Annotated in this window: 20 protein-coding genes; 16 read left to right on the top strand and 4 right to left on the bottom strand. The window is 51.9% G+C overall.

Features of this window, described 5'->3' with window-relative positions; translation table 11 throughout:
* Window positions 1-87 precede the first annotated feature (87 nt).
* The 12 genes from rph to IEV46_RS06190 all read left to right on the top strand — a co-directional run bounded on the left by rph (window position 88) and on the right by IEV46_RS06190 (window position 14,465).
* Window positions 88-828, top strand: a complete 741-nt coding sequence (gene rph / locus IEV46_RS06245; RefSeq protein WP_188431022.1) for a ribonuclease PH — start codon at window positions 88-90, stop codon at window positions 826-828.
* Between the two features lies 1 nt (window position 829).
* The gene (locus tag IEV46_RS06240) at window positions 830-1,477 is read left to right on the top strand and encodes an XTP/dITP diphosphatase (RefSeq protein WP_188431020.1); all 648 of its coding nucleotides are present in this window, start codon (window positions 830-832) and stop codon (window positions 1,475-1,477) included.
* 7 nt (window positions 1,478-1,484) lie between these two features.
* Window positions 1,485-2,003, top strand: coding sequence for a metallophosphoesterase (locus IEV46_RS06235; protein WP_188431019.1), 519 nt, complete (start codon window positions 1,485-1,487; stop codon window positions 2,001-2,003).
* A 673-nt stretch (window positions 2,004-2,676) separates the two neighbouring features.
* A complete protein-coding gene (tig, locus tag IEV46_RS06230; RefSeq protein WP_188431017.1) occupies window positions 2,677-3,969 on the top strand; it encodes a trigger factor in 1,293 nt (430 codons plus the stop codon).
* An 81-nt stretch (window positions 3,970-4,050) separates the two neighbouring features.
* A complete protein-coding gene (clpP, locus tag IEV46_RS06225; protein ID WP_308420280.1) occupies window positions 4,051-4,632 on the top strand; it encodes an ATP-dependent Clp endopeptidase proteolytic subunit ClpP in 582 nt (193 codons plus the stop codon).
* Window positions 4,633-4,656: 24 nt separating this feature from the next.
* Window positions 4,657-5,919, top strand: a complete 1,263-nt coding sequence (clpX, locus tag IEV46_RS06220) for an ATP-dependent protease ATP-binding subunit ClpX (RefSeq protein WP_188431015.1) — start codon at window positions 4,657-4,659, stop codon at window positions 5,917-5,919.
* A gap of 148 nt (window positions 5,920-6,067) precedes the next feature.
* Window positions 6,068-7,192, top strand: coding sequence for a lipid II:glycine glycyltransferase FemX (locus IEV46_RS06215; protein ID WP_188431013.1), 1,125 nt, complete (start codon window positions 6,068-6,070; stop codon window positions 7,190-7,192).
* A 15-nt stretch (window positions 7,193-7,207) separates the two neighbouring features.
* A complete protein-coding gene (locus IEV46_RS06210) occupies window positions 7,208-8,386 on the top strand; it encodes an alanine racemase (protein ID WP_188431010.1) in 1,179 nt (392 codons plus the stop codon).
* A gap of 147 nt (window positions 8,387-8,533) precedes the next feature.
* On the top strand, window positions 8,534-10,213 hold the full coding sequence (gene lonB / locus IEV46_RS06205) for an ATP-dependent protease LonB (protein ID WP_188431008.1): 1,680 nt from the start codon (window positions 8,534-8,536) through the stop codon (window positions 10,211-10,213).
* 106 nt (window positions 10,214-10,319) lie between these two features.
* A complete protein-coding gene (gene lon / locus IEV46_RS06200; protein WP_188431006.1) occupies window positions 10,320-12,656 on the top strand; it encodes an endopeptidase La in 2,337 nt (778 codons plus the stop codon).
* On the top strand, window positions 12,643-13,245 hold the full coding sequence (gene yihA, locus IEV46_RS06195) for a ribosome biogenesis GTP-binding protein YihA/YsxC (protein ID WP_188431004.1): 603 nt from the start codon (window positions 12,643-12,645) through the stop codon (window positions 13,243-13,245). Before lon ends, yihA begins: the two co-directional genes overlap by 14 nt.
* A 116-nt stretch (window positions 13,246-13,361) precedes the next feature.
* A complete protein-coding gene (locus IEV46_RS06190) occupies window positions 13,362-14,465 on the top strand; it encodes a D-alanine--D-alanine ligase (protein ID WP_188431003.1) in 1,104 nt (367 codons plus the stop codon).
* Window positions 14,466-14,540: 75 nt separating this feature from the next.
* On the opposite strand, the gene IEV46_RS06185 is transcribed toward IEV46_RS06190, so the two are convergent.
* On the bottom strand, window positions 14,541-15,017 hold the full coding sequence (locus IEV46_RS06185) for a hypothetical protein (protein ID WP_188431001.1): 477 nt from the start codon (window positions 15,015-15,017) through the stop codon (window positions 14,541-14,543).
* 797 nt (window positions 15,018-15,814) lie between these two features.
* Between IEV46_RS06185 and IEV46_RS06180 the strand changes: the two genes are divergently transcribed.
* Together IEV46_RS06180 and IEV46_RS06175 are read left to right on the top strand one after the other, a co-directional pair.
* Entirely contained in the window at window positions 15,815-17,659 is a 1,845-nt protein-coding gene (locus IEV46_RS06180; protein WP_188430999.1) for a GAF domain-containing sensor histidine kinase, read from the top strand.
* Complete coding sequence (locus IEV46_RS06175; RefSeq protein ID WP_188430997.1) at window positions 17,649-18,299, top strand: response regulator; 651 nt, start codon at window positions 17,649-17,651, stop codon at window positions 18,297-18,299. The genes IEV46_RS06180 and IEV46_RS06175 overlap by 11 nt, the downstream gene beginning before the upstream one ends.
* A 118-nt stretch (window positions 18,300-18,417) precedes the next feature.
* Here IEV46_RS06175 and IEV46_RS06170 read toward each other — a convergent pair whose 3' ends face one another.
* Genes IEV46_RS06170 through IEV46_RS06160 form a run of 3 tightly spaced genes read right to left on the bottom strand, consistent with a single transcriptional unit; the run spans window position 18,418 to window position 21,066 of the window.
* Window positions 18,418-19,254: an ABC transporter permease gene (locus tag IEV46_RS06170; protein WP_229735946.1), complete on the bottom strand. Its 837-nt coding sequence runs from the start codon at window positions 19,252-19,254 to the stop codon at window positions 18,418-18,420.
* Window positions 19,251-20,021 carry an ABC transporter ATP-binding protein gene (locus IEV46_RS06165; RefSeq protein ID WP_188430995.1) on the bottom strand — a complete coding sequence of 257 codons (771 nt, stop codon included), beginning with the start codon at window positions 20,019-20,021 and terminating at the stop codon, window positions 19,251-19,253. The genes IEV46_RS06170 and IEV46_RS06165 overlap by 4 nt, the downstream gene beginning before the upstream one ends.
* Window positions 20,022-20,052: 31 nt before the next feature.
* Window positions 20,053-21,066 (bottom strand): ABC transporter substrate-binding protein, encoded by a 1,014-nt coding sequence (locus IEV46_RS06160; protein WP_188430993.1) that lies wholly within the window; start codon window positions 21,064-21,066, stop codon window positions 20,053-20,055.
* A 221-nt stretch (window positions 21,067-21,287) separates the two neighbouring features.
* Between IEV46_RS06160 and hemA the strand changes: the two genes are divergently transcribed.
* Window positions 21,288-22,631 carry a glutamyl-tRNA reductase gene (hemA, locus tag IEV46_RS06155; protein ID WP_188430991.1) on the top strand — a complete coding sequence of 448 codons (1,344 nt, stop codon included), beginning with the start codon at window positions 21,288-21,290 and terminating at the stop codon, window positions 22,629-22,631.
* Between the two features lie 39 nt (window positions 22,632-22,670).
* The gene (locus IEV46_RS06150) at window positions 22,671-23,483 is read left to right on the top strand and encodes a cytochrome C assembly family protein (RefSeq protein ID WP_188430989.1); all 813 of its coding nucleotides are present in this window, start codon (window positions 22,671-22,673) and stop codon (window positions 23,481-23,483) included.
* Window positions 23,484-23,556 lie beyond the last annotated feature (73 nt).

Here is a 23,556-nt window from a genome sequence, read left to right as displayed (position 1 = left end):
GTCACTTTTGAATTTCTGAGGCACATGTCTTGAGAGTGGGGATTTCCGCTCGCAGTTTATAAAACATACATAATGGAGGGGTACGAGTTGAGGGTGGACGGGCGACAGTACAACCAGTTGAGAAATGTGGAGATGATTTCCGATTATATCAAGCATGCGGAAGGGTCCGTCTTGATGTGTGTGGGAGATACCAAAGTGATCTGCACTGCATCGGTGGAAGAGCGAGTCCCCCCTTTTTTGCGGGGATCCGGGAAGGGTTGGGTGACTGCGGAATATTCCATGTTGCCTCGTGCCACCCAATCCCGTACCATTCGCGAATCCAGCAAAGGCAAGGTGGGCGGGCGGACGATGGAAATCCAGCGCTTGATTGGACGCAGTCTGCGATCGGTTGTCCAGCTGGATCGGTTGGGGGAGCGGACCATTTGGCTGGACTGTGATGTGATCCAGGCGGACGGAGGCACCCGTACGGCGTCCATCACTGGTGCATTTGTGGCAGTGGCACAGGCGATCCACGGATTGGTGAAATCGGGAGCCTTGGACTCGGTTCCGATTACTGACTTCCTGGCGGCGACCAGTGTGGGGATCGTGGATGGGCAGCCCTGTCTGGATCTTTGCTATGAGGAAGATTCCCAGGCGAAAGTGGATATGAATGTAGTGATGACCGGATCCGGAAAGTATGTGGAGATTCAGGGAACAGGGGAGGAATCTCCCTTCACCCCGGAGGAACTCCATCAGCTTTTGTCTTTGGCCAGTCTCGGGACAGAACAGCTGATCCGTTTTCAAAAAGATGTGCTCCAAGAGGCGGCGCGTGGGATCGGAGGGAATTGAGATGGAGGAGGAAAAGGTACCTATCGAGGAAACTGAGTGGGTGTTTGCCACCCGTAATGCCCATAAGGTGAAAGAGTTGGATACGATGTTCCACTCTGCTCTCGGGATTCACGTGGTAGGGCTGGATCACTTTGAGGGTTTGCCCGAGATTGTGGAGGATCAGGACACTTTTGAAGGCAATGCCATCAAGAAAGCGGAGACAATCGCCGCAATTCTGGGACTTCCCGTGGCCGCTGACGATTCCGGATTGTGTGTGGATTATTTAAAGGGAGCGCCCGGTGTGCATTCCGCCCGTTACGCAGGTCCCGGGGCGACAGACCAAGCGAACAATGAAAAGTTGTTACAAGCGTTAAACGGGGTTCCGAAGGAACAGAGGGGGGCCGCTTTCGTCTGCGTGCTCGCCTTGGCGATCCCGGGAAAGGACACGCGGACGGTACGCGGGGAGTGCAGAGGTCGCATCACCGAGGAACCCCGGGGAAAATATGGCTTCGGTTATGACCCGCTCTTTTTTCTTCCCGAACAGGGATGCACCATGGGGGAGCTGCCCCCCGAGATGAAAAACCGGATCAGCCACAGATCCCAAGCCACTAAGCGTCTGCTTCACCTGGTGAAAGATCAGTTGGCCATGGGATGGACGACAGGGGGGTGAATCTGTTGTGCGGGTTCTGATTGTCAGCGACAGCCATGGGGAAGGGGAACTTCTGCAGGAAGTGGTGAACCGGGAACAAGCGGATCATGTGATTCACTGTGGAGACTTCTGCACCGAAAGTGCCCAACTCCCGGGGGGATTTGCCACAGTGGTTCGGGGGAACTGCGACTGGGTGGAAGTTCCTTGGGAAGCACAGTGGGAAGGCGGGGGGATCCACTTTTTGATCACCCACGGGCATCGACTCCAAGTCGGTTCTTCTCTCCTTCCCTTACAGTATCGTGCGCAGGAGGTGGGGGCACAGATCGCCTGTTTCGGCCACACTCATATTCCCTTGTCAGAGCGGGTGAATGACATGTTGTTACTCAATCCCGGCAGTCTGGTGAATCCCCGGGGCGGATTTCCAAAGCCTTCATATGCGGTTTTAGAGACATCGGGAAGAGAAGATGTGACTGTTTCTTACTTCACTCCGGATGGGGAGCTCCTCCCCGGCTTGGGTGGAAAATTTACCGTTATAAAAAGGAAGTAATCCCCTTGACGGTTTGGATTTCCATGGTATAATGAACTTCATGGTGGAAGTTGTAACTCCACCGTCGGGTCCCAGTAGCTCAGCTGGATAGAGCAACGGCCTTTGATTAGGAGCCTCTGCAGGGAAACAGAAACTTGCAGAGTGGACGGCACTGTATCGGTGAACCCTTAACAGGTCATGCTGATGGTAACACCGAGGAAACTTGCGATCTCCACACAGGGGATTCAGGAGTTTCGAAGGCTCGGGTCGGTTTTTGCTCGAGGGTAGAGACTCCAAAGAATCATCCGATGCAAAAGAGACTTAACACCGGATGATCGCGAGGCTCCGTAGAGACTATACGTGCCGCACCTGAAACGGTGAAGATATAGTCCAGACCACAAACAACTTGCCTTGGTGGCGAAAGCCATAGTGGTATGCTAAGCCGTCGGTCGGGGGTTCGAATCCCTCCTGGGACGCCAATATCCCTTGGTGGATCGGAAGGAGTTACAACTTTTGTCAAAAAAGAGGCCCCTACCCGGGGTTTTTGTTTTGATTGCCGGGTGGTGGGTCTCTCTTGCAACAGAACCCGCATATGGTATAATGAAGCAGTTGCTTAATAAATGGGATCCTTGCGGGTATTATCTTTTTCGTGCCCGTATGGTTGGCAATAGAGTTCGTCAGGAGGGAAACACAGATGAAGGCAAGCTGGGAAAAGAATGAAAAGAACCGCGGCGTACTCACTGTTGAAGTTGACGAACAGAAGTTGGGCGAAGCGTTGAACAAAGCATTTAAAAAAGTGGTAAAAAACGTGAACATCCCCGGATTCCGCAAAGGAAAGGTTCCGCGCCCCATCTTTGAAAAGCGTTTCGGTGTGGAAGCACTGTATCAGGATGCGGTGGAGATCCTCGTACCGGAAGCGTACCAGGCCGGGGTGGAAGAGACCGGGATCAAACCGGTGGATCAACCGGAGATTGACATCGAACAGCTGGAAAAGGGAAAACCCTTTGTTTTTAAAGCGACGGTTACGGTCAAGCCGGAAGTGAAACTGGGCGATTACAAAGGTTTGGAGGTTCCGGAAAAAGACTTCTCCGTCACTGCGGATGATGTGGAAGCCGAGCTGAAGCGAATGCAGGAGCGCCAAGGACAATTGAAACCTGTGGAAGAGGGAACAGTGGAAGAAAAGGACCGGGTCATCCTCGATTTTGAAGGATTTGTAGACGGGGAAGCCTTCGAAGGCGGTAAGGCGGAAGGATATACGTTGGAAGTGGGCTCCGGTCAGTTCATTCCTGGTTTTGAAGAGCAATTGATCGGATTGAAACCCGGGGGAGAGAAGGAAGTGAAGGTGACCTTCCCCGAGGACTACCATGCTGAAGAACTGGCAGGCAAAGAAGCGGTCTTTCGGGTGAAGCTTCATGAGATCAAACGGCTGGAGCTGCCGGAATTGGACGATGAATTTGCTCAGGATGTCAGCGAGTTGGACACCCTGGATGAATTGAAGAAAGATATTGAGAATAAATTGAAAGAACAGAAGGCCAAGGAAGAAGAAAATTACAAGCGAAATTCATTGGTTGAAAAAGCCTCCGAACAGGCGGAGATTGATCTACCGGATGTCATGGTGGAGCATGAGATCGATCATATGCTGCAACATTTTGAACAGCAGCTCCAGATGCAAGGGGTCAATCTGGATCAGTATGCCCAATTTACCGGACAGGAAAAGTCGGAGATCCGTGAACAGTTTAAAGAGGATGCCGAGAAGAAAGTGCGGGCCAACCTGGTATTGGAAGCCATCGCTGCTCAGGAAAATGTGGAAGTGAGCGATGAAGAGACAGAAGCGGAAGTGAAAAAACTGGCAGAACAGATGGGTCGCGACATCGAAGAAATCCGCAAACTCCTTGAAGCTCAAGGCGGCTTCGATCAGATCCGGAATGAAGTGAAGATCCGAAAAACGATTGACCTACTTGTATCCAACAGTAAAAATGCGGCATAATGAGAATAGGACGGAAAAAACGAGGCACGTCAAGACGCGTGCCTTGTTTTTAAACATATGCTTTGAAGGGAGGAAGAAACCGTGAACTTGATCCCCATGGTTGTGGAGCGAACCAATCGAGGGGAACGGGCGTACGATTTGTATTCCCGTCTGTTGAAAGACCGCATCATCTTTGTCGGGAGTCCGATTGACGATTCGGTTTCCAACACGGTCATTGCCCAGCTGTTGTTTTTGGCGGCGGATGATCCGGACAAGGAGATTTCTTTGTACATAAATTCCCCAGGAGGATCGATTACGGCGGGAATGGCGATTTATGACACCATGCAGTACATAAAACCTGATGTTTCCACCATCTGTGTGGGGATGGCTGCGAGTATGGGGGCATTCCTGCTGGCGGCCGGAACCAAAGGGAAACGATATGCTCTGCCGAACAGTGAGGTGATGATCCATCAGCCACTCGGGGGAGTGCGCGGTCAGGCCGCCGATATTAAAATCCACGCCGACTGGATTCTTAAAACCAGGAAGCGGATTTATGAAATTTTGGCCGGGCGGACGGGTCAACCCCTTTCAAAAATTGAACGGGATTCTGACCGCGACTTCTTTATGAATGCTCAGGAAGCCATGGAATACGGGTTGGTGGATCAGGTGATGATCACCCGCTGACAGACTTTGAGAGGGGTGATACGGTTGTTTAAATTCAATGAAGAGAAAGGGCAACTGAAGTGTTCCTTCTGCGGTAAATCACAGGATCAGGTCCGGAAACTGGTGGCCGGTCCCGGTGTTTACATCTGTGATGAGTGTATTGAGCTTTGCAACGAAATTGTGGAAGAGGAATTGGGCGGCGAAGAAGAGCTTGATTTGGAGAACCTGCCGAAACCCCAGGAGATCAACGCCATCCTGGATGAGTATGTCATCGGACAGGAGCAAGCCAAGAAATCGCTCTCAGTGGCCGTCTATAACCACTATAAGCGGATTAACAGCTCCCACAAGTCTGATGATGTGGAGCTTCAGAAAAGCAACATCATTATGATCGGTCCGACGGGGAGCGGGAAAACGCTGTTAGCCCAAACCATGGCCAAGATCCTGAATGTTCCCTTCGCGATCGCCGATGCTACCTCTTTGACTGAAGCCGGGTATGTGGGGGAAGACGTTGAAAATATTCTTCTCAAACTGATCCAGGCTGCGGATTACGATGTGGAAAAGGCAGAACGTGGGATTATCTATATCGACGAGATTGACAAGGTAGCTCGTAAGTCTGAGAACCCATCCATCACCCGGGATGTTTCCGGAGAAGGGGTTCAACAAGCACTCCTGAAAATCCTGGAGGGAACCGTAGCCAGTGTTCCCCCACAGGGGGGACGCAAACATCCCCATCAGGAGTTCATTCAGATCGACACCGGCAACATCCTGTTCGTCTGTGGCGGTGCATTTGACGGCTTGGAGCCCATCATCAAACGAAGGATCGGTAAAAAAGTGATCGGTTTCGGTGCGGACAGCAACACGGAGGATCTGAAACCGGGTGAATATCTGAAAATGGTCTTGCCGGAAGATCTGCTCCGTTTCGGCTTGATTCCGGAGTTCGTCGGCCGTCTGCCGGTCATCTCCACCCTGGAACCCCTGGACCAGGACGCTCTGGTTCGGATCCTCACCGAGCCGAAAAATGCGCTCGTCAAACAATATCAGAAGCTGTTGGAAATGGATAATGTCAAACTCACCTTTGAAGAAGACGCGTTGAAGGCGATTGCGGATGAGGCGATCCGGCGCAACACCGGTGCCCGGGGATTGCGCGCGATCATTGAATCCATCATGTTGGATGTCATGTTTGATCTTCCGTCCCGCGACGATGTGTCTGAATGTGTGGTGACGGAAGCCACCGTTCGAAACAAGGTGGCCCCCCGTCTCACCAGCAGAAAAGGGCGCTCAGTCAACAAAAAGGAAGAGAGCGCTTGAGGGAATGAAACGCACTCGAAATCGGGTGCGTTTCTCTTTTGCTGTTGAAGAAAAGGGGGATTCTCCGAAGTATTTGTGATAGAATACTGTTGGCAGTTTATTATTATATAATTCAATTGGAAATCATCAGAAGTGGAGTTGTGGTTGCATGCAAGTGGAAGTGGTTTCACGGGAAGACTATTTGTCCTTCATTGAAAAACAACCTTTGGGAAACTTCATGCAGTACCCTTCCTGGGCGGAAGTGAAGACAGAATGGAAAAACGATCTCCTGGGCTGGTTTGACACAGAGGGGCAAATGGCGGGTTGTGCTTTGGTTTTGTACCGCAAACTCCCCGGTATGAATAAGTATCTGGCTTATATCCCCCGGGGTCCGGTGATTGACTGGGAGTCAAAAAACATCGGCGAATGGTTCGCTCCCTTGTTTGAATTTCTCCGTCGGCGAAATGTGTTCAGTATCAAAATGGAGCCCCCGGTCGTGCGGGCCAAATGGAAGACCCCCACGATTAAGAGTTATCTCAAAGAGGTGAGGAAGCACGGACTCAAGGGGAAAACCTTTCGTGATCTGGGGCCGGATGAAGTGGATGCCCGCGCTGAATATGTTCAGCAGGAATTGGCGGCGATGGGCTGGAAGAAAAAAGAGGGAGAAGGCGGTTTTTCAGCGATTCAGCCCCAATATGTGTTCCGCCTCCCTTTAAAGGGACGAACCTTGGATGAGATTTTTTCCGGTTTCCATACGAATTGGCGTCGCAACGTGCGAAAATCGGAAAAACAGGGTGTGGAAGTGACCGAAGGCGGACTGGAAGAGTTGCCCGAGTTTTATGATCTTCTGAAAGTGACGGCAGAGCGGGACAAGTTTGCCGTTCGAAGCTATTCTTATTTTGAGACGATGTACAAGGCGCTGAAAAGAGAGGATCCGAATCGGATCCGGCTCTATTTAGCAAAGTATGAGGGTGAACTGCTGGCCTCGACCCTTGCCATCCATTCCAACGGTCATACATGGTATCTCTACGGAGCCAGTGGTAATGAGATGCGGGAGAAGATGCCCAACCATGCAATTCAGTGGCGAATGATTCAGGATGCCCATGAAATAGGAGCCCATACTTATGACTTTCGGGGGATCAGTGATGCCCTGGATGAATCGGAACCCTTGTATGGTCTGCTCCGCTTTAAGTTGGGCTTTGGCGGGGAAGCCTGTGAATTGATCGGAGAATGGGATTATCCCTTACAACCTCTTCTCCATTGGGCTTTTGACATGTATATGAAGAAGCGATGACAGAGGTGGTTGACAATGAGTCTCACCCTGTACCTGAACCGACGGGATTGGTTTCGGCACATGGAAGAGATGGAGGAGCTGTATCCCGGCTGTGTTCCGGTGATCAAAGGGAACGGATACGGTTTTGGCAATGAAGTTTTGGCTGATGCCGCACAGAAGTCCGGCAAGCGGGAGATCGCCGTGGGAACAGTGGAAGAAGCGCGACAGTTGGAGGTGTCCCATCGCTTCGATCAGATGATCGTACTGACTCCTGTCATGTCGGAACTGATGGAAGTCGATTTGGTGTCGGGACGTGTTTATACCGTGGGTAGCCGGGATCAATTGCAATTTCTCGTCACTGCCATCGACGGATTGCTGCCAAGTGGAGGAAGAGGGGCGGAGGAGCCTTTTCGACTGAATCTCTTGATCAAATGTCAGTCTCCTATGAAACGATACGGCTTTTCACTGGAAGATGCAGGCCTGCTACCCGAATGGATCCGGACGGCAGAGACGGATCGGGTCAAAATTGAAATCAAAGGTCTCTCCATTCATTTTCCCAAGGAAAGAATGACTTTCCAGGAAAAAGAGAAATGTATTGGCGATTGGTTGGAAACAATGAAACAGGTGGGTCTTCCTCTAGAACGGATTTATGTCAGTCACCTGTCTTCGGAGCAGTATCGCAGGTTGGTGGAGCAATGGCCGGAGGTCGGATTTGCGATGCGACTTGGCACCGACCTCTGGCTCGCCGATAAATCCTTTATAACAACCAAGAGCACGGTGTTGGATGTACAATCCATTCGCAGGGGGGAGCGGTTTGGCTACAAACAACAGCGTGCCCGCCGAAACGGGCATCTGGTGTATCTGGCCGGAGGTACGGCGAATGGAGTGGGATTGGAAGCCCCCGTCACTTCCCGAGGATGGAAGGACCGGTTAAAGTTAACGGCCTTTTGGCTGATGGGTCTGTTCAACTTCCACTTGAGCCCCTTTACTTATCGTGGAAAGCGGCTGTGGTTTGCGGAACCGCCTCATATGCAGACGAGTGTTCTTTTCTTTCCGGCCGGTTCCTCCCTTCCCGAGGTGGGGGAAGAGCTTCCGGTCCAATTGCGTATGACAACCGCCTATTTTGACCGACGGGTGGATACCGGGGAAGTGGAAGAAAGAATGAATGCTGAGGAAAATGAAGAAAAAGGCAACCCTGTTCATCTAGCGCTTTAACAACGCGCAGCCCTGTCGCCGTGGCCCTAATTCCGGGAAACGGCGTTTTTTTGACCCTGATTATCCCACGGGACCGACGGTCATACTAACACCCAGATAAAAGGGGTATGGACTTTTGTGTGACCTGAAGACGGGGAGGAAAGGGAATTGAACTGGACAATCTTGATTATGATGTTGCAGGTCTTCTTTTCGATCGTGATCGGTCTGTATTTCTGGAATTTGCTTCGGAATCAGCAATCCAGCCGCTCCGCGGTGGATCGGGAATCCCGGAAAGAGATGGACAAATTGCGGAAGATGCGCAGCGTTTCCTTGACTGAACCTCTGTCGGAAAAAACCAGGCCTTCATCCTTTGATGAGATCGTGGGTCAAAAAGAGGGACTCAAAGCGCTGAAAGCGGCTCTCTGTGGGCCCAACCCACAACATATACTGATCTATGGACCTCCAGGTGTCGGAAAGACAGCCGCAGCCCGGGTGGTACTGGAAGAAGCCAAAAAAAATCCACAGTCTCCCTTCAACTCCACTTCAAAGTTTGTGGAAATCGATGCCACTACCGCCCGCTTTGATGAAAGAGGGATCGCCGATCCCCTGATCGGATCAGTACATGATCCCATCTATCAAGGAGCCGGTGCCATGGGCATGGCCGGAATCCCTCAACCCAAACCGGGAGCGGTTTCCAAGGCGCACGGGGGGGTACTGTTCATCGATGAGATTGGAGAACTTCATCCGATTCAAATGAATAAACTCCTGAAGGTTTTGGAAGACCGAAAGGTGTTTTTTGAAAGTGCATATTACAGTTCAGAAGATGTAAACACCCCGAGCCATATCCATGATATTTTTCAAAATGGTCTTCCCGCTGATTTTCGCTTGGTGGGGGCGACCACCCGTACTCCCGATGAGATTCCGCCGGCGATTCGTTCCCGCTGTGTGGAGATCTTTTTCCGGCCGCTTCTGGCGGAAGAGATTGGCCGCGTCGCACATCAGGCGATGGAGCGGATCGGATTTGATCATGAACCCGCCGCGGTGGAAGTGATCAAGAAATATGCCACCAACGGCAGGGAAGCGGTCAACATGGTGCAGACCGCTGCCGGGTTGGCATTGACTGAAGGTGAAAAAGAGATAAAAGCTTCCGATGTGGAGTGGGTGGTTCACAGTAGTCAATTAACTCCGCGGCCGGATAAAAAAGTGCCGGAAAAAGCACAACCGGGACTGGTGAACGGACTCGCCATCCATGGGCCCAACATGGGAATTCTGCTGGAGATCGAAGTGACTGCAGTCCCGGCAGGACCGGGACAAAGAGGTTCCATTCAGATCAGCGGGCTGGTGGACGAAGAGGAATTGGGAGGACGGCAACGCACTCTTCGCAGAAAAAGTATGGCTCGCAGCTCGGTGGACAATGTGCTGACCGTTTTGGGCCGAACTGATATCGATCCTTATGCATACCATTTGCATCTCAATTTTCCGGGCGGGGTCCCATTGGATGGACCATCGGCGGGAATTGCGATGGCATCCGCCATATATTCCGCGATCAAGGGAATTCGGGTGGACAATCGCTTGGCGATGACCGGCGAATTGAGTATTCATGGGAGAGTGAAACCTGTTGGCGGGATTGTGGCCAAAGTGGAGGCGGCCAAGCAAGCGGGAGCCAACCGGGTGTTGATCCCCGAGGAAAATATGCAGGCGATGTTTTCCGGAATGGATGGGATTCAGGTGATCCCGGTCAGAGGAATTGACGAAGTGTTGCAAGCCCTGCCCATGCAAGCGGGTGAGGAACAACAGGGGGCAGTATCCGCATCTGTTTTGACCGCGACTCCTTCTCCGATCACCTGAGGAAATCCGCAATCGGCCGGCTGTCATGGACAAAAGAGAATGAATAAGATAAAATCGTACAAAGCTCGACAAAACGACATCGGAGACGGCATTCGGAGGTGCATTCATGGCTGTAAAAGAGGAGGAGCGCGTACTGCCATTGCTACCACTTCGCGGTTTGCTGGTTTACCCCAGTATGGTTTTGCACCTGGATGTGGGTCGCGAACGATCCGTGAAGGCATTGGAGCAGGCAATGGTGGAGGATGATCTGATTCTCCTTGCAACGCAGCATGAGGTTCAGCTTGAAGAACCGACGCCGGAGGATATCTTTAAAATGGGCACGATTGCCCGGGTACGGCAAATGCTCAAATTGCCCAACGGGACGATTCGGGTCCTGGTGGAAGGGTTGTCCCGGGCCCGGCTTCTGGAGTTTTTGAAGACTGAACCCCATTACCAGGTACGTGTTCGCGAGATCATACAGGAGGAAGCTCATGATATAAATGTCGAAGCCTTGATGCGATCGGTCTTGGATCATTTTGAACAGTACTTGCGGCTGTCCAAAAAGATGTCCCCGGAAACTTTGTCGGCAGTATCTGATATCGATGAACCGGGTCGCTTGGCGGATGTGGTCGCTTCGCACCTTCCCCTCAAAATGGAGGATAAACAGAAAATCCTGGAGACGGTGGAGGTCCGGGAACGTCTGGAAACGCTCCTTTCCATGTTGAACAATGAGCGGGAAGTGTTGGAGCTGGAACGAAAAATCTCCCAGCGCGTCAAAAAGCAGATGGAGAAAACCCAAAAAGAGTATTATCTCCGTGAGCAGATGAAAGCAATTCAACGGGAACTGGGAGAAAAAGAAGGACGTCTCGGGGAAGTGGAGGAACTTCGGGAACAGCTGGCCAAACTGGAAGCGCCAGAGGAAGTGAAAGAAAGGATTGAGAAAGAACTGCAGCGGTTGGAGAAAATCCCCACTTCTTCCGCTGAGGGCGGTGTGATCCGCACATACGTGGAATGGTTGCTGGAGCTTCCATGGTTGAAAGAGACCGAAGATGACCTGGACCTGAAAAAAGCGGAAAGAATTCTGGATGAGGATCATTACGGCTTGGAAAAGGCGAAAGAACGGGTGTTGGAGTACCTGGCCGTCCAAAAGATGGTACGGCAGCTGAAAGGACCCATCCTGTGTCTCGTTGGGCCGCCGGGAGTGGGGAAAACCTCCTTGGGTCGCTCCATCGCCCGCGCACTTGGCCGTCAATTTGTCCGTATCTCTCTGGGCGGAGTCAGGGATGAGGCGGAAATTCGCGGCCATCGCCGCACTTATGTGGGAGCTATGCCCGGGCGAATTATCCAAGGAATTAAAAACGCGGGAACTTCCAACCCGGTCTTTCTTCTGGATGAGATCGATAAAATGACGATGGATTTTCGGGGGGATCCTGCTTCCGCTCTGTTGGAAGTGCTTGATCCGGAACAGAACAAAACCTTCAGTGATCACTATATCGAGGTGCCCTACGACCTGTCTAAGGTGATGTTTATCACCACAGCCAATACATTGCACACGATTCCCCAGCCACTTTTGGATCGGATGGAAACCCTGTACATCTCCGGGTATACCGAGATCGAAAAGGAACAGATCGCCAAGGAATACCTGATTCCCAAACAGATCGAGGAGCATGGCCTGACCAAAGAAATTTTTCAGATTCACAAGGAGGCCATTCGCAATGTGATCCGGTATTACACCCGGGAGGCGGGTGTCCGGAATCTGGAGCGAATCTTTGGCAAACTGGCCCGAAAAGGCGCTAAGCAATTGGTTTCCGGCGATCGTAAGCGGGTGGTCATCACAGCCAAAAGCCTCTCCAAATATCTGGGGCCGGAAAAATTTCGCTACGGGAAGGCAGAGGAGACTGATCAGACAGGGGCGGCCACCGGGTTGGCTTGGACTGCCGCCGGTGGGGATACTCTCACCATCGAAGTATCCGTTCTCCCTGGCAAAGGAAAATTGACCCTAACCGGTAAACTGGGGGACGTGATGAAGGAATCAGCCCAGGCTGCATTCAGCTATATCCGATCCCGGGCAGAAGAATGGGAAATCGATCCCGAGTTCAACGAAAAAAATGATATTCACATTCATATTCCGGAAGGAGCCATCCCCAAAGACGGTCCCTCAGCCGGCATCACGATGGCCACAGCACTGATTTCCGCGCTGACAGGTGTGCCGGTATCCCGGGAGGTCGGGATGACTGGAGAGATCACCCTCCGGGGCCGCGTCTTGCCGATCGGGGGGCTGAAAGAGAAATCCTTGGCCGCCCATCGGGCGGGCTTGACCCGGATTCTGATTCCTATAGAGAATGAAAAGGATCTGGACGAGATTCCAAAGAGTGTGAGGAAAGATATGAAGATCACCCCGGTCAGCCATATGGATGAAGTGCTGAAACTGGCATTGGTGAGGGATCCCAATGAAAGTGACTGAGTCGGAGTTTGTCATCAGCGCCGTCGGACCAGCTCAATACCCTGCGGACGCCCTGCCGGAAATCGCTCTGGCCGGGCGTTCCAATGTGGGGAAATCATCTTTGATCAATCGGTTGATTCATCGGAAAAATTTGGCCCGGACCAGTTCCAAGCCGGGGAAGACCCAAACCATCAATTTCTATCGGATCAACAGGGTTTTACTTTTGGCGGACATGCCGGGCTACGGTTTCGCCAAGGTTCCCAAATCGGTCAAAGCCGCCTGGGGTCGTATGATTGAAGGTTATCTCAGCCAACGGGATGAACTGTGTGGAGTGATTCAGGTGATCGATGTGCGGCACCCACCCACCCGGGACGACATCACCATGTACGAATGGTTGAAACATTACCGGATGCCCACAGTGATCGTGGCGACCAAGGCGGATAAAATCCCCCGCGGCCGCTGGCAAAAACACCTGAAACAAGTCCGGGAGGGTCTCCATCTGAAAACGGGTGTTCCGTTGATTTTGTTCTCAGCTCAGACGGGACAGGGGAAAGAAGAGGTATGGGCGGAAATTCGGAGATTGATGCGAAGTGAAGAGGATGGCTCCTGACAAACGTTCTTCCTCTGGGGAACCAATCGGGACAGGGACGAATAGGTTACATAGGACACTGATGATGAACCCTATCAGATGACACAGACATTTGGGGAGAAAGGTTGGAGGACAGGATGGATCAGAAGATTCGCGTCGCCGTGCTCTTCGGAGGAAAATCGGGGGAACACGCGGTTTCACTTCAGTCTGCCGCATCGGTGATCCAGGCTATGGATCTGGAAAGAATGGATGTTTTGCCGATCTTGATCAATCCGGAGGGGAATTGGCAACCGGGACAATATGCTCTTCCCGCCTTGGAAGGGAAAATGGAGCCGAAGCTGCTGGAGGAATTGGGCAAGCGGACGACAGCCGGGGAACAGTTTCCTGTCTCTTCTTCCTTGCCAGTGTTGAAGTGGGAGGAGATCGATGTGGTGTTTCCGGTCCTTCACGGCACCTTCGGCGAAGACGGGACGGTTCAGGGAATGCTGGAAATCGCCGATATCCCATATGTGGGTGCGGGTGTTCTCGCTTCAGCTGTTGGCATGGACAAGGTGATGATGAAGAAAATCTTTGCCCAGGAAGGACTTCCACAGGGGAAATTCACCTTCTGTTTGCGCAACTCCATCGAAAAAGACATCGATGCAGTGATTACTGGAATCGAAGCTGAATTTGGCTATCCTTGCTTTGTCAAGCCAGCCAATTCGGGTTCCAGTGTAGGCATTTCCAAGGCGAAAAATCAAGAGCAGCTGAAGAAAGCTCTTCGGCTGGCTGCCCGTTATGATCGGAAAGTGATTGTGGAAGAGTTTATTGATGCCCGAGAGGTGGAGGTGGCCGTTCTCGGAAATGACGAGCCGGTTGCTTCCGTACCAGGAGAGATCGTCTCTTCCAACGACTTTTACGACTATCGGGCCAAGTATATCGATGGCAAGTCAGAGATGCGGATTCCTGCGGAACTGTCGGAGCCTGTCCTGGAAGAAATCCGTGGATTGGCGTTGAAAGCCTATCAGGGAATCGATTGCAGCGGTCTTGCCCGGGTCGATTTCTTTATCCGAAATTCGGATGGAAAGGTGTTGATCAATGAGATTAACACTATGCCCGGTTTCACTCCCTTCAGCATGTACGCCAATTTGTGGAAGCATTCCGGCATCAGTTATCCGGAACTGATTTCAAGGCTGATTGACTTGGCCCTGGAGCGTCACGGGGAGAAAAAGAAATCGATCACCACTTTTGATGTGGAGTAAGGTGTTGGGATCCCCCGTATTGCATACGGGGATTTTTTGTGGAGCAGGGGTGGCATTAAGAACCCTCGGAGCCGACTATTTCTTAAAGGCCATATAACCACCCAATATCACCAAAATACCGGGCCAATAGCTGTTCAAAATTTGCGTCGCCGGGTTCAGTCCCGGAAGATCGGCCACACCCGGCCAAGCAAACAATCCGAGCAGCAGCAACAGGGTACCGATCGTGCCGTGGTGTCTGTTTTTTTTGATCAGACCGCCGAAGATGAGGAAAGTTGCACCGATGATGACGGGGATCATGCTCCAGTGAGAAGGCCAATCTTTGATGTGGTTCAAACCCCATGCGTGTAGGCCCAGGCCCAGTGCGATTCCACCCCAGATCATTAAATAGGGGTGCCTCGGCTTGTGCCGGGCATAGATAATCACTAGCAAACCAGCCGCCGCAAGGATCAATTCCCAGGAAAGAGTGTCGGGGGAGGGTGAGATTCCTTGTTTTCGGAACAATAGGAAGATACCGGCAAGGGCGATCAATATTCCGATGGTTTTTGTGCGCATGTCGGCTCTCCTTTCCATTAATAAAGTATTTTCCGGAAGTTGGACAAAATTATTGACGAGAGTGCCACCTGAGAAACTTCGTTCGGTCCTGGGAAACCAAGACGGCGACACAGCATTCAGACTTCGTCCCCCCGCACTGACGAATGGGCCGGAATTGCCCTATGTCATGGATTGATATCTCCTGGCTTTGGCCGGCCTTTTCCCGGATCAACCGGGCGAACTGTCAGCCGTTCTCTGTGCCATCGGGTTTCGGCTCAATGGCAGACCGGTAACCGCTATGTCTGCCGCCGTACCAACTGGAGACACATTTTCAGCGGCAGACCAGTCCGAACCAGGTGGCCTTGATCTTTGCCATAGAGCCAATCGCTCTAGCATCAGGTACGAAAGTGGTAGCTAAAATCAATGAAAAGCAGGGCGGTATCCCCCCGGATCTGTAGGGTAGACATCCGACAATCCCCTTTGATATATAAAAATTGATTCAAATCCCATAGTATCATAGATCCGAATGAGGGCAGACAAGAACTTTTCAAAAGGAATCCGCTGTTCAATGGTTCTAGTCTTAATAACCATGGTAAAATTATGTTAAGATTAAATAAGACATTTGAATGGGTTTGTATTCTGACCAAAGAACTATTTCGTAAGGAGCCGATGATCCGGCTCCTTGGAAAGCAGGAAAGGAGGTCGCCAGATTTTAAAAGGTCGGATCTGTAATTTCGGACACTCTTCCAGACGGTCGGAGGTGTCCCCTTACATATGCTGTTCGCAAAAGTACAAAAAGATTGGCGGGTAGGATCTGAATGAAATGGCAGAATTGGCTGGAACGGACAAGTCGATGGTCAGTGGTCTTTTTTGCATGGTTTCTCTCTGCATTCACGGTTTTAATGCAAGAGTCGGATGTCGGATGGAGTCCCCTTCATTTGATTGTATTGGCTTCCTTGTTGATGATTACGGAGTTTTTTCCGTTTCCGGGACAGGAGGGAAGAGTGACAGTTCACTTTCCGTTTCTGTTCACCCTGACCTCTATGTTTTCTCCGGGTCTCGCGGGAATCGTGTATACAGCGATCGTCCTTGCAGTGACTTTGATCAAAAAGCACTCCCTGTACCGGGCGGCTTTCCGGACCGGATATACCATTCTGGGATTGTTCGGAATACAGTTGTTCCTGTCTGAAGTCGGGACGGACTGGATCAACCAGGGCGGGATTACCATGCCTTTTCTGGCGACAGCAGGAAGTGTGCTGGTCTATGAAACCATCAGCAAAGGCGTTCGTGACGTCATCGAACTTATACGTCCCCATCCGCGGCGGTCGCGTCTCTGGTGGGCCAATTGGCAGTTGGAATCGGGAGCGGCTCTGTTGTCTCTAATCTACTCCCTGGCTTACTACGGGATGTTGCATGAGGGGAGAGAGACCGATTCCTTAGCATTATTGTTTTTCTATGCTCCCTTGGCGGCTTTTGCCGTCCTGTCCAATGTCATCGTCCGACTGGCACGAAAAGAACAGAAATTAAAGTTGCTGTTTGTGCTGGCCACCGAAATCAACCGGAACCTGGATCTCCGAAAAGTGATGGAAAAAACAATTCTTCCCTTATCCAAGGTGATTCCCTACAATCGTGGATTCTTTTATCTGCTGAAAAACGGCCGGCTCTATCCTGCCGTGACAGCGGGAGAGGTGCCGGAACACCTGAAGAAGTGGCAACCTCCGCTGAACCAGGGGATTAGCGGATGGGTCGCCGCCCACGGCGTTCCCGCCATGATTCACCATGCTGGACGGGATCCCCGGTGCCTCGAGGATATGGAGGAGTTGGATGAGGTCTGCTCAGTCCTATCGGTCCCTCTCAAGATGGATGGGGAGGTGCTGGGGGTGATCACTCTGTGGAAGATGGAACAGCGGGCCTTTGAAGAAGTGGATCTCACCTTTCTTCAGGTATTGGCCAGTCAGACTGTGGTGGCGATCAAAAACGCCCGGTTGATGGAAGAGAGAGAACGGCGGGTGGTCGCAGAAGAGAGAAACCGTCTGGCCAGGGAAATCCATGATGGGATCGCCCAATCATTTGCAGGTGTACTGATGAAAGTGGAATCTTCCCTAAAGGTTTTTGATTCCCGTCCGGAGCAAGTGCGCAAGTGGTTGGAGGAGAGTCAAGTGGAGTTGCGGGATGGTCTCAAAGAAGTCCGCCATTCCATCACGGCACTCCGTCCTTCCCCGGCAGCCCGGATCGGGTTGATCCCGGCCCTTCGCAGACGGGTGGAGGCATTTGAAAGTGAAACAGGTGCTGAAGGCATCTTTGAAATCCGTGGGGAAAAAGTCCCCCTCAATGATGATGCGGTGGAAACCATTTATATGGTTTGCCACGAAGCTCTCTCCAATGCGGCCAAGCATGCAAAAGCCTCCCGCATTCGTGTTTCCCTGGATTATCAACCTGATGAAGTGCGGCTGACAGTGGAGGACAACGGTGTCGGTTTTTCCTTGGCCAAAGCGGTGTACAAAGCTGAAGCGCAAAAACGCTATGGAATTGTGGGGATGAATGAACGAGCTCAAAATTTGGGAGCCGCCCTGCAATTTGACAGCGAAGAGGGAGAAGGGACCCGGGTCATCCTGAATATACCGATCGGAGAAGAGGAGGAGGCGGCTGTCCATGCCCATTAACGTGTTATTGGTGGATGACCATGCGGTTTTGAGAGACGGGTTGTCCAATATCATCAGTCTGGAAGAGGACATGGAGGTCGTTGGACAGGCGAGCAGTGGAGCGGAAGCGCTGTCGATGATTGAAGAATTGCAACCTGATGTGGTGCTCATGGATATCAATATGCCGGGGATGAGCGGGGTGGAAGCGATTCGGCGCATCCGTGCCAAAGACCAAAAAGTGGCAGTATTGGTGTTGACCATGTTTGACAGGGATGAATATCTATATGAGTCGATCCGGGCCGGGGCGACAGGCTATCTGTTGAAAGATGCACCCTCCTCCGATGTGATCGATGCGATCCGTTCTGCATCCCGGGGAGAATCCACACTTCATCCGGTGATGGCCAGAAAACTGTTGGACAACATCAGCGGGGGCAAAAAAACGGATCGGGGTTCCAATGAAGATTCACTCACTCCCCGGGAATTGGATGTTCTTAATCTGATGGTGAAAGGGTTGTCCAACAAAGAGATCGCCGAACAGCTTTTTATCAGCGACAAAACAGTCAAGATCCATGTCAGCAACATATTGAAAAAGTTGCAGGTCAAAAGCCGTTCTCAGGCGATTATCTATGCGATCCAACACGAATTGGTGTTGCTGGATTGACGGGGAGCGGGCATATCCCGCAAAAAAACGGGTCAACGGAAGGTTGGACCCGTTTTTATTTTTCAATCAAAGGGGCAGGGTTCTGAGTTTTTCTTGTGGATGGATCAACAGACAGCCTCTATTCCAGGTTGCGGTGTCTGAGCAGATATTTTTCCAGGCGGGAGACGGCTTCATACATGACTGTGGCACAGATGGCCACAACTACCAGGCTCATGATGACGAGGGTCAGATTAAACACCTGAAACCCGTACATGATCAGGTATCCCAATCCATTTTTGGAAACCAGAAATTCCCCCACAATCACTCCGACCCAGGCCAGACCGACATTCACCTTTAATGCGGCGATCATATCGGGAATACAGGCGGGGAAGATAATTCGGGTGTACAGTTGCCGCCGGGTGGCTCCAAAGGAGCGGGCCAATTTAAGATAGTCGGTGCTTACACTCCGAAAGCTGTTGTGAATCACCAAAGTGGTAATTACGACTGTGATAGCCACCCCCATCATCAGGATGGAGCCAAACCCGGCGCCGAAGGTGACAATAAACAGCGGTCCGAGGGCGACCTTGGGCATGCTATTCAAAACAACCAGGTAGGGGTCCAGCACCCGGGAAAGAAAGGGAGAGGCCCAGATCAACGTGGCCAGAGCCGTGCCTGCAGCGGTTCCCAGGATAAAACCGATCACCGTTTCAAGGATCGTGACCCCGATATCGTCGATCAAATTGCCGTCGGACAGCATCTCAAAAAACAGGTTCCAGATCCGGGAAGGGCTGCTGAAGAGAAAAGGATCGATCCACCCCGACCGGGAACTGATTTCCCATCCGCCCAGAAACATAATCAGAATGATCCATCGGGTGATCCCGACCCACCCGTCCTGCAATCGGAGACGTCGCAAGTAACGGGCATGGATCTCCGATTTAGCCCCACGGGACAATCGGGCGTCCATCCATTTCTTCACCACAGCTCCATCTCCTTCCACAACACGTCAAACAGGGGGCGAAAAGAAGGCTTTCCCCGGGCTTCCAACGGGGAAGCTGACCTGAGTTCTTCCGGGACTTCCAACGTGCGACGTATTTTGCCCGGTCTTCCGCCCATTACCAGGATTCGGTCGGACATGGCGAGGGCTTCTTCCAGGTCGTGAGTGACTAACAGAACAGTCATCGAACGGTTTTCCAACGCTCGGATCAATAATTCTTCCAAATGGAGTTTGTTCTGGTAGTCCACGGCGGAGAAGGGTTCATCAAGCAGCAGGATTTTTGGTTGAACAGCCAGTGTCCGCACCAAGGCCACGCGCTGTCTCATCCCGCCGGAGAGCTGGGAGGGAAAATGCTTCGCTATGTGTTCCAAACCCAATTCTTTCAGCAGGAGGCGAGCCTGCTTTCTGGTGGCCTCGTCATTCATCCCTCTGAACTCCAGGCCGAGGAAGATATTATCCTCCACTGTCCGCCAATCCAGCAAACAATCCCTCTGCAACATGTAGCTGACACGTCTGTTTGGTGCTTCCACCTTTTCTCCGGCAATCCGAACCTCCCCCTCTGTAGGTTGGATCAAACCGGCAACAAGAGAGAGAACCGTACTTTTTCCGCATCCGCTGGATCCGATCAAACTGACAAACTCACCGGGTCGGATCTCAAAAGAGACTGGCTCCAGGGCCTGGATCTCATCTTCCCGGCTCAAGTACGCTTTGGTTACACGAAGGGCCTCAATGACAGGGGTGTCGCTCAAAAATGGTCCCTCCTTCCGGTCCCAACTGCAGTCACTTCAAGCTTTTTACCACTTTGTCGGCGATGTCCCTCCGGATCACTTGGTCATAGGGGACATTGCCGGGAAGTTCACCCGCCTCTTTCATCACTTGAAGCATATGGTTGTACTCCTTCCGGTCAATGATCGGGTCTGTGGCCCAGGTTTCCTGTGACTGATAACGTTGGATCACTTTGATCAGAATCTCCCGGTCTGTATCCTTGAATGAGGGCTGAATGGCATCGGCGATTTCCTCCGGGGAATGGTTTTTCACCCAGCGTTGAGCTTTGTAGAGGGCACGGGTGAATCGTTCCATCAGCTCCGGATTCTCCCTGAGGTAACTCTCTTTCGCAAGGTAGACGGTGTAGGGCAACCTTCCGCTGTCCAATCCGAAGGAAGCAACCACATATCCCTTTCCTTCCTGTTCGATCTTGGAGGCGACCGGTTCGAAGAGTTGGGCGTAATCTCCCGTTCCCGAAATAAAAGCGCTGCCCAGGTTTTTAAAATCGATATTTTGGATGATCTCGACCTCTTTGTGAGGTACGAGGCCGTTTTTCCGTTGTACATGTTCGCTCACCATTTCCGGCATTCCGCCTTTACGCTGTCCGAGGAGCTTTTTTCCTTTCAACTCTTTCCATTGGAAATTTTTGGTCGGCTTTCGGGAAACAAGGAAGGTGCCGTCTGTCTGGGTTACTTGAGCAAAACCGATGATGGGGTTTTGTGCCCCCCGGGAGGTGACATAGATTCCGGTTTCCGCTCCGACGAGGACCACATCTGCATCGCCAGAGAGAAGAGCCGTCATCGTTTTGTCTCCACCGAACCCGTTGGAGAGCTCGATCTGGATGCCCTCTTTCTCATAAAACCCTTTGTGGATAGCTACATACTGAGGAGCGTAAAAGATGGACCGGGTAACCTCCATCACACGTATTCGCTCGTGACGGGGGCTGGCATCATCCGCAGAGCAGGCCGTGATCATCAGGAGCAGACTCAGCAACAGGCACAGGGTGAAACTGTTTTTTACAGATTGCATGCCGGTTCCCTCCGTAAAAAATGGGCTGCTGTATCCTATGCCCAGCTTCAAAATCTGTTCACAACCTCCTTTTTTCATGGGAGAATAGCCTGTGCTATAATGGGGTATGAATACACATGATCCACGGCGTGTAATCACCGCGGTTACACGCACCGGCAGCACCGGCCTGTCGGATGTGGATGACCGGCAATCCGAAAGCCGGGTAGATCGGGGTGAGTCTGATGCACATCATCGTAACAGGATTCAATCATGAGACGGCGCCGGTGGAACTCCGGGAACGGATGACTTTCTCCGTCGAAGGTTTGGGCCGTTCCCTCCAACGGCTCCGCAACACGAAAAGCATACTGGAGTGTGTGATCCTCAGCACCTGCAACCGGATGGAGCTGTATGTGGTCAGCGATCAGCCTCACACCGGCCGACATTTCTCCAAGGTGTTTCTGGAGAGTGAATTCGGCATTCCAAAAGAGGAATTTGTTAACAATCTGTATGTAAAAGAAGATGACCATGCGGTTCATCACCTCTTCCGGGTGGTATCCGGTCTGGATTCCATGGTGCTGGGTGAAACCCAGATTTTGGGCCAGGTGAAGGATGCCTTTGTGACCGCACAGGCGGAAAAGGTGACGGGAACCATCTTTAACCAGTTGTTTAAGCAGGCCCTCACGTTGGGTAAACGGATTCAATCGACCACAGAGATCGGTCAAAACGCGGTATCTGTCAGTTATGCGGCGGTGGAACTGGGGAAAAAGATGTTCAGCACCTTCACCGGGAAAACCGTCCTTCTTCTCGGTGCTGGTGAAACCGGGGAATTGACGGCGAAACACTTGGTTGAATCGGGAGCGGATCGGGTGATTGTGCTGAACCGCACCTTTGCAAAAGCAAAGGAAGTGGCTGACCGTTTCCACGGGGAGGCGCGACCTTTTCACCGATTGGTGGAATCGATCCAGGAGGCGGACATCGTGGTCAGCTCCACGGGGGCCCCGAAGGCGGTGATCGCAAAAAATACGGTTGAAAGTGCCGTGAACAAGCGTCTCTCCCCCTTGTTTCTGATCGATATCGCCGTTCCCCGAGACATCGATCCAGCCATTCATGGATTGGACAATGTTTTTCTCTACGATATCGATGACTTGAAAGACATTGTGGAATCCAATCTGGGGTTGCGACAACGGGAAGCAGAGAAGGCGGAAGAGCTGATTCGGGAAGAGGTGAAGGACTTTCGCGAATGGGTTCATACTCTCGGAGTGGTTCCTTTGATCGCGGCTCTCCGTGAGAAAGCGATGGAGATTCAGGCGGAGACGATGGACAGTATCGAGCGGAAGTTGCCTGATCTGACCGAACGGGAGAAGCGGGTTTTGCGCAAGCACACCAAGAGTATTGTCAACCAGATGCTCCGCGACCCTTTGGCACGCATCAAAGAGCTTGCCGTGACCAAGAAACGGGACGAAGCATTTGAGCTGTTTGCCCATATCTTTGCATTGGAAGAGCAACTGAAAGCGAAGGAGACGGAGACAACACGGCGGGAAGCCACAGGCGATGTCAGCCTGAAACCGTCCCCTTGGATCTGTTGAGGGGGGTCTGTCCGTTCCCGGGTGAAGGGGGAGACCGGTGTGTTTGCCGAAGGTTGGTTTTACGATTTTATCATCTATGTCTATGTTTTGAGCCTGCTGTTTGCGTTTTCCCACATTCTCCAGCCCAGCCGACGCTCGCGTCGGTTGGCGCTTCTCTTATTAATGACCGTTTGGTTTTTTCAAACGGTTTTTTTGACATGGACCGTAAGCAACCGATTTCCGGTACTCTCGGGAACAGATTCCCTCCTGTTTTATTCCTGGATCCTGGTGATGCTCTCCTTGGTGATGGATCGGGTGTACCAAAACGATTTTCTGATCTTTTCCACCAACCTGCCGGGGTTTGGATTTTTGGCAGCCCATCTGTATATCGCCCCCGAGTCTGCGCCCTTATCCAAATCGTTGTTATCCGAACTGGTGTTCATCCATGTGACTTTGGCTTTTCTGGCCTACGCATTGTTTTCGCTGTCGGCGGTGACGGCGGTGCTGTACCTGATCGGATGCAAGCTTCTGAAGCGAAAGCGTTGGAACCAGACACTTCGGCGTTTGCCAAGCCTGGGGAGTTTGCAACATTTTTCAAACCGGATGGTCATGATCGGGGTTCCCCTGCTGATTTTGGCACTGGTATTGGGAGGGATTTGGGCCAATAAACAGATAGGGAGCGGTTTTTGGTACGATCCCAAGATTTTCGGCTCGATCCTCGTGATTCTTGCCTATTCGATTTATCTGTACCAGCGGGCAGTCCGTGGATGGAACGGACAACGTCTCGCTTGGTGGAATATCGTCTCTTTTATCACCCTGGTGATCAATTACTTGATTTCCAATGCGGGCTTTTCCTTTCATCAGTGGTTGTAATGATCGATTCCATCCCGCCCGCCCCTGTCATGTGTCTGTAAGCGGTGGGCTCCGCGGATCCAAAATCACAACC

The organism is Kroppenstedtia guangzhouensis (genome assembly GCF_014637345.1).
Taxonomy (GTDB): Bacteria; Bacillota; Bacilli; order Thermoactinomycetales; family DSM-45169; genus Kroppenstedtia; species Kroppenstedtia guangzhouensis.
Note: the sequence above shows the minus strand (reverse complement) of the source record. Positions and strands in the feature narration are given on the sequence as shown.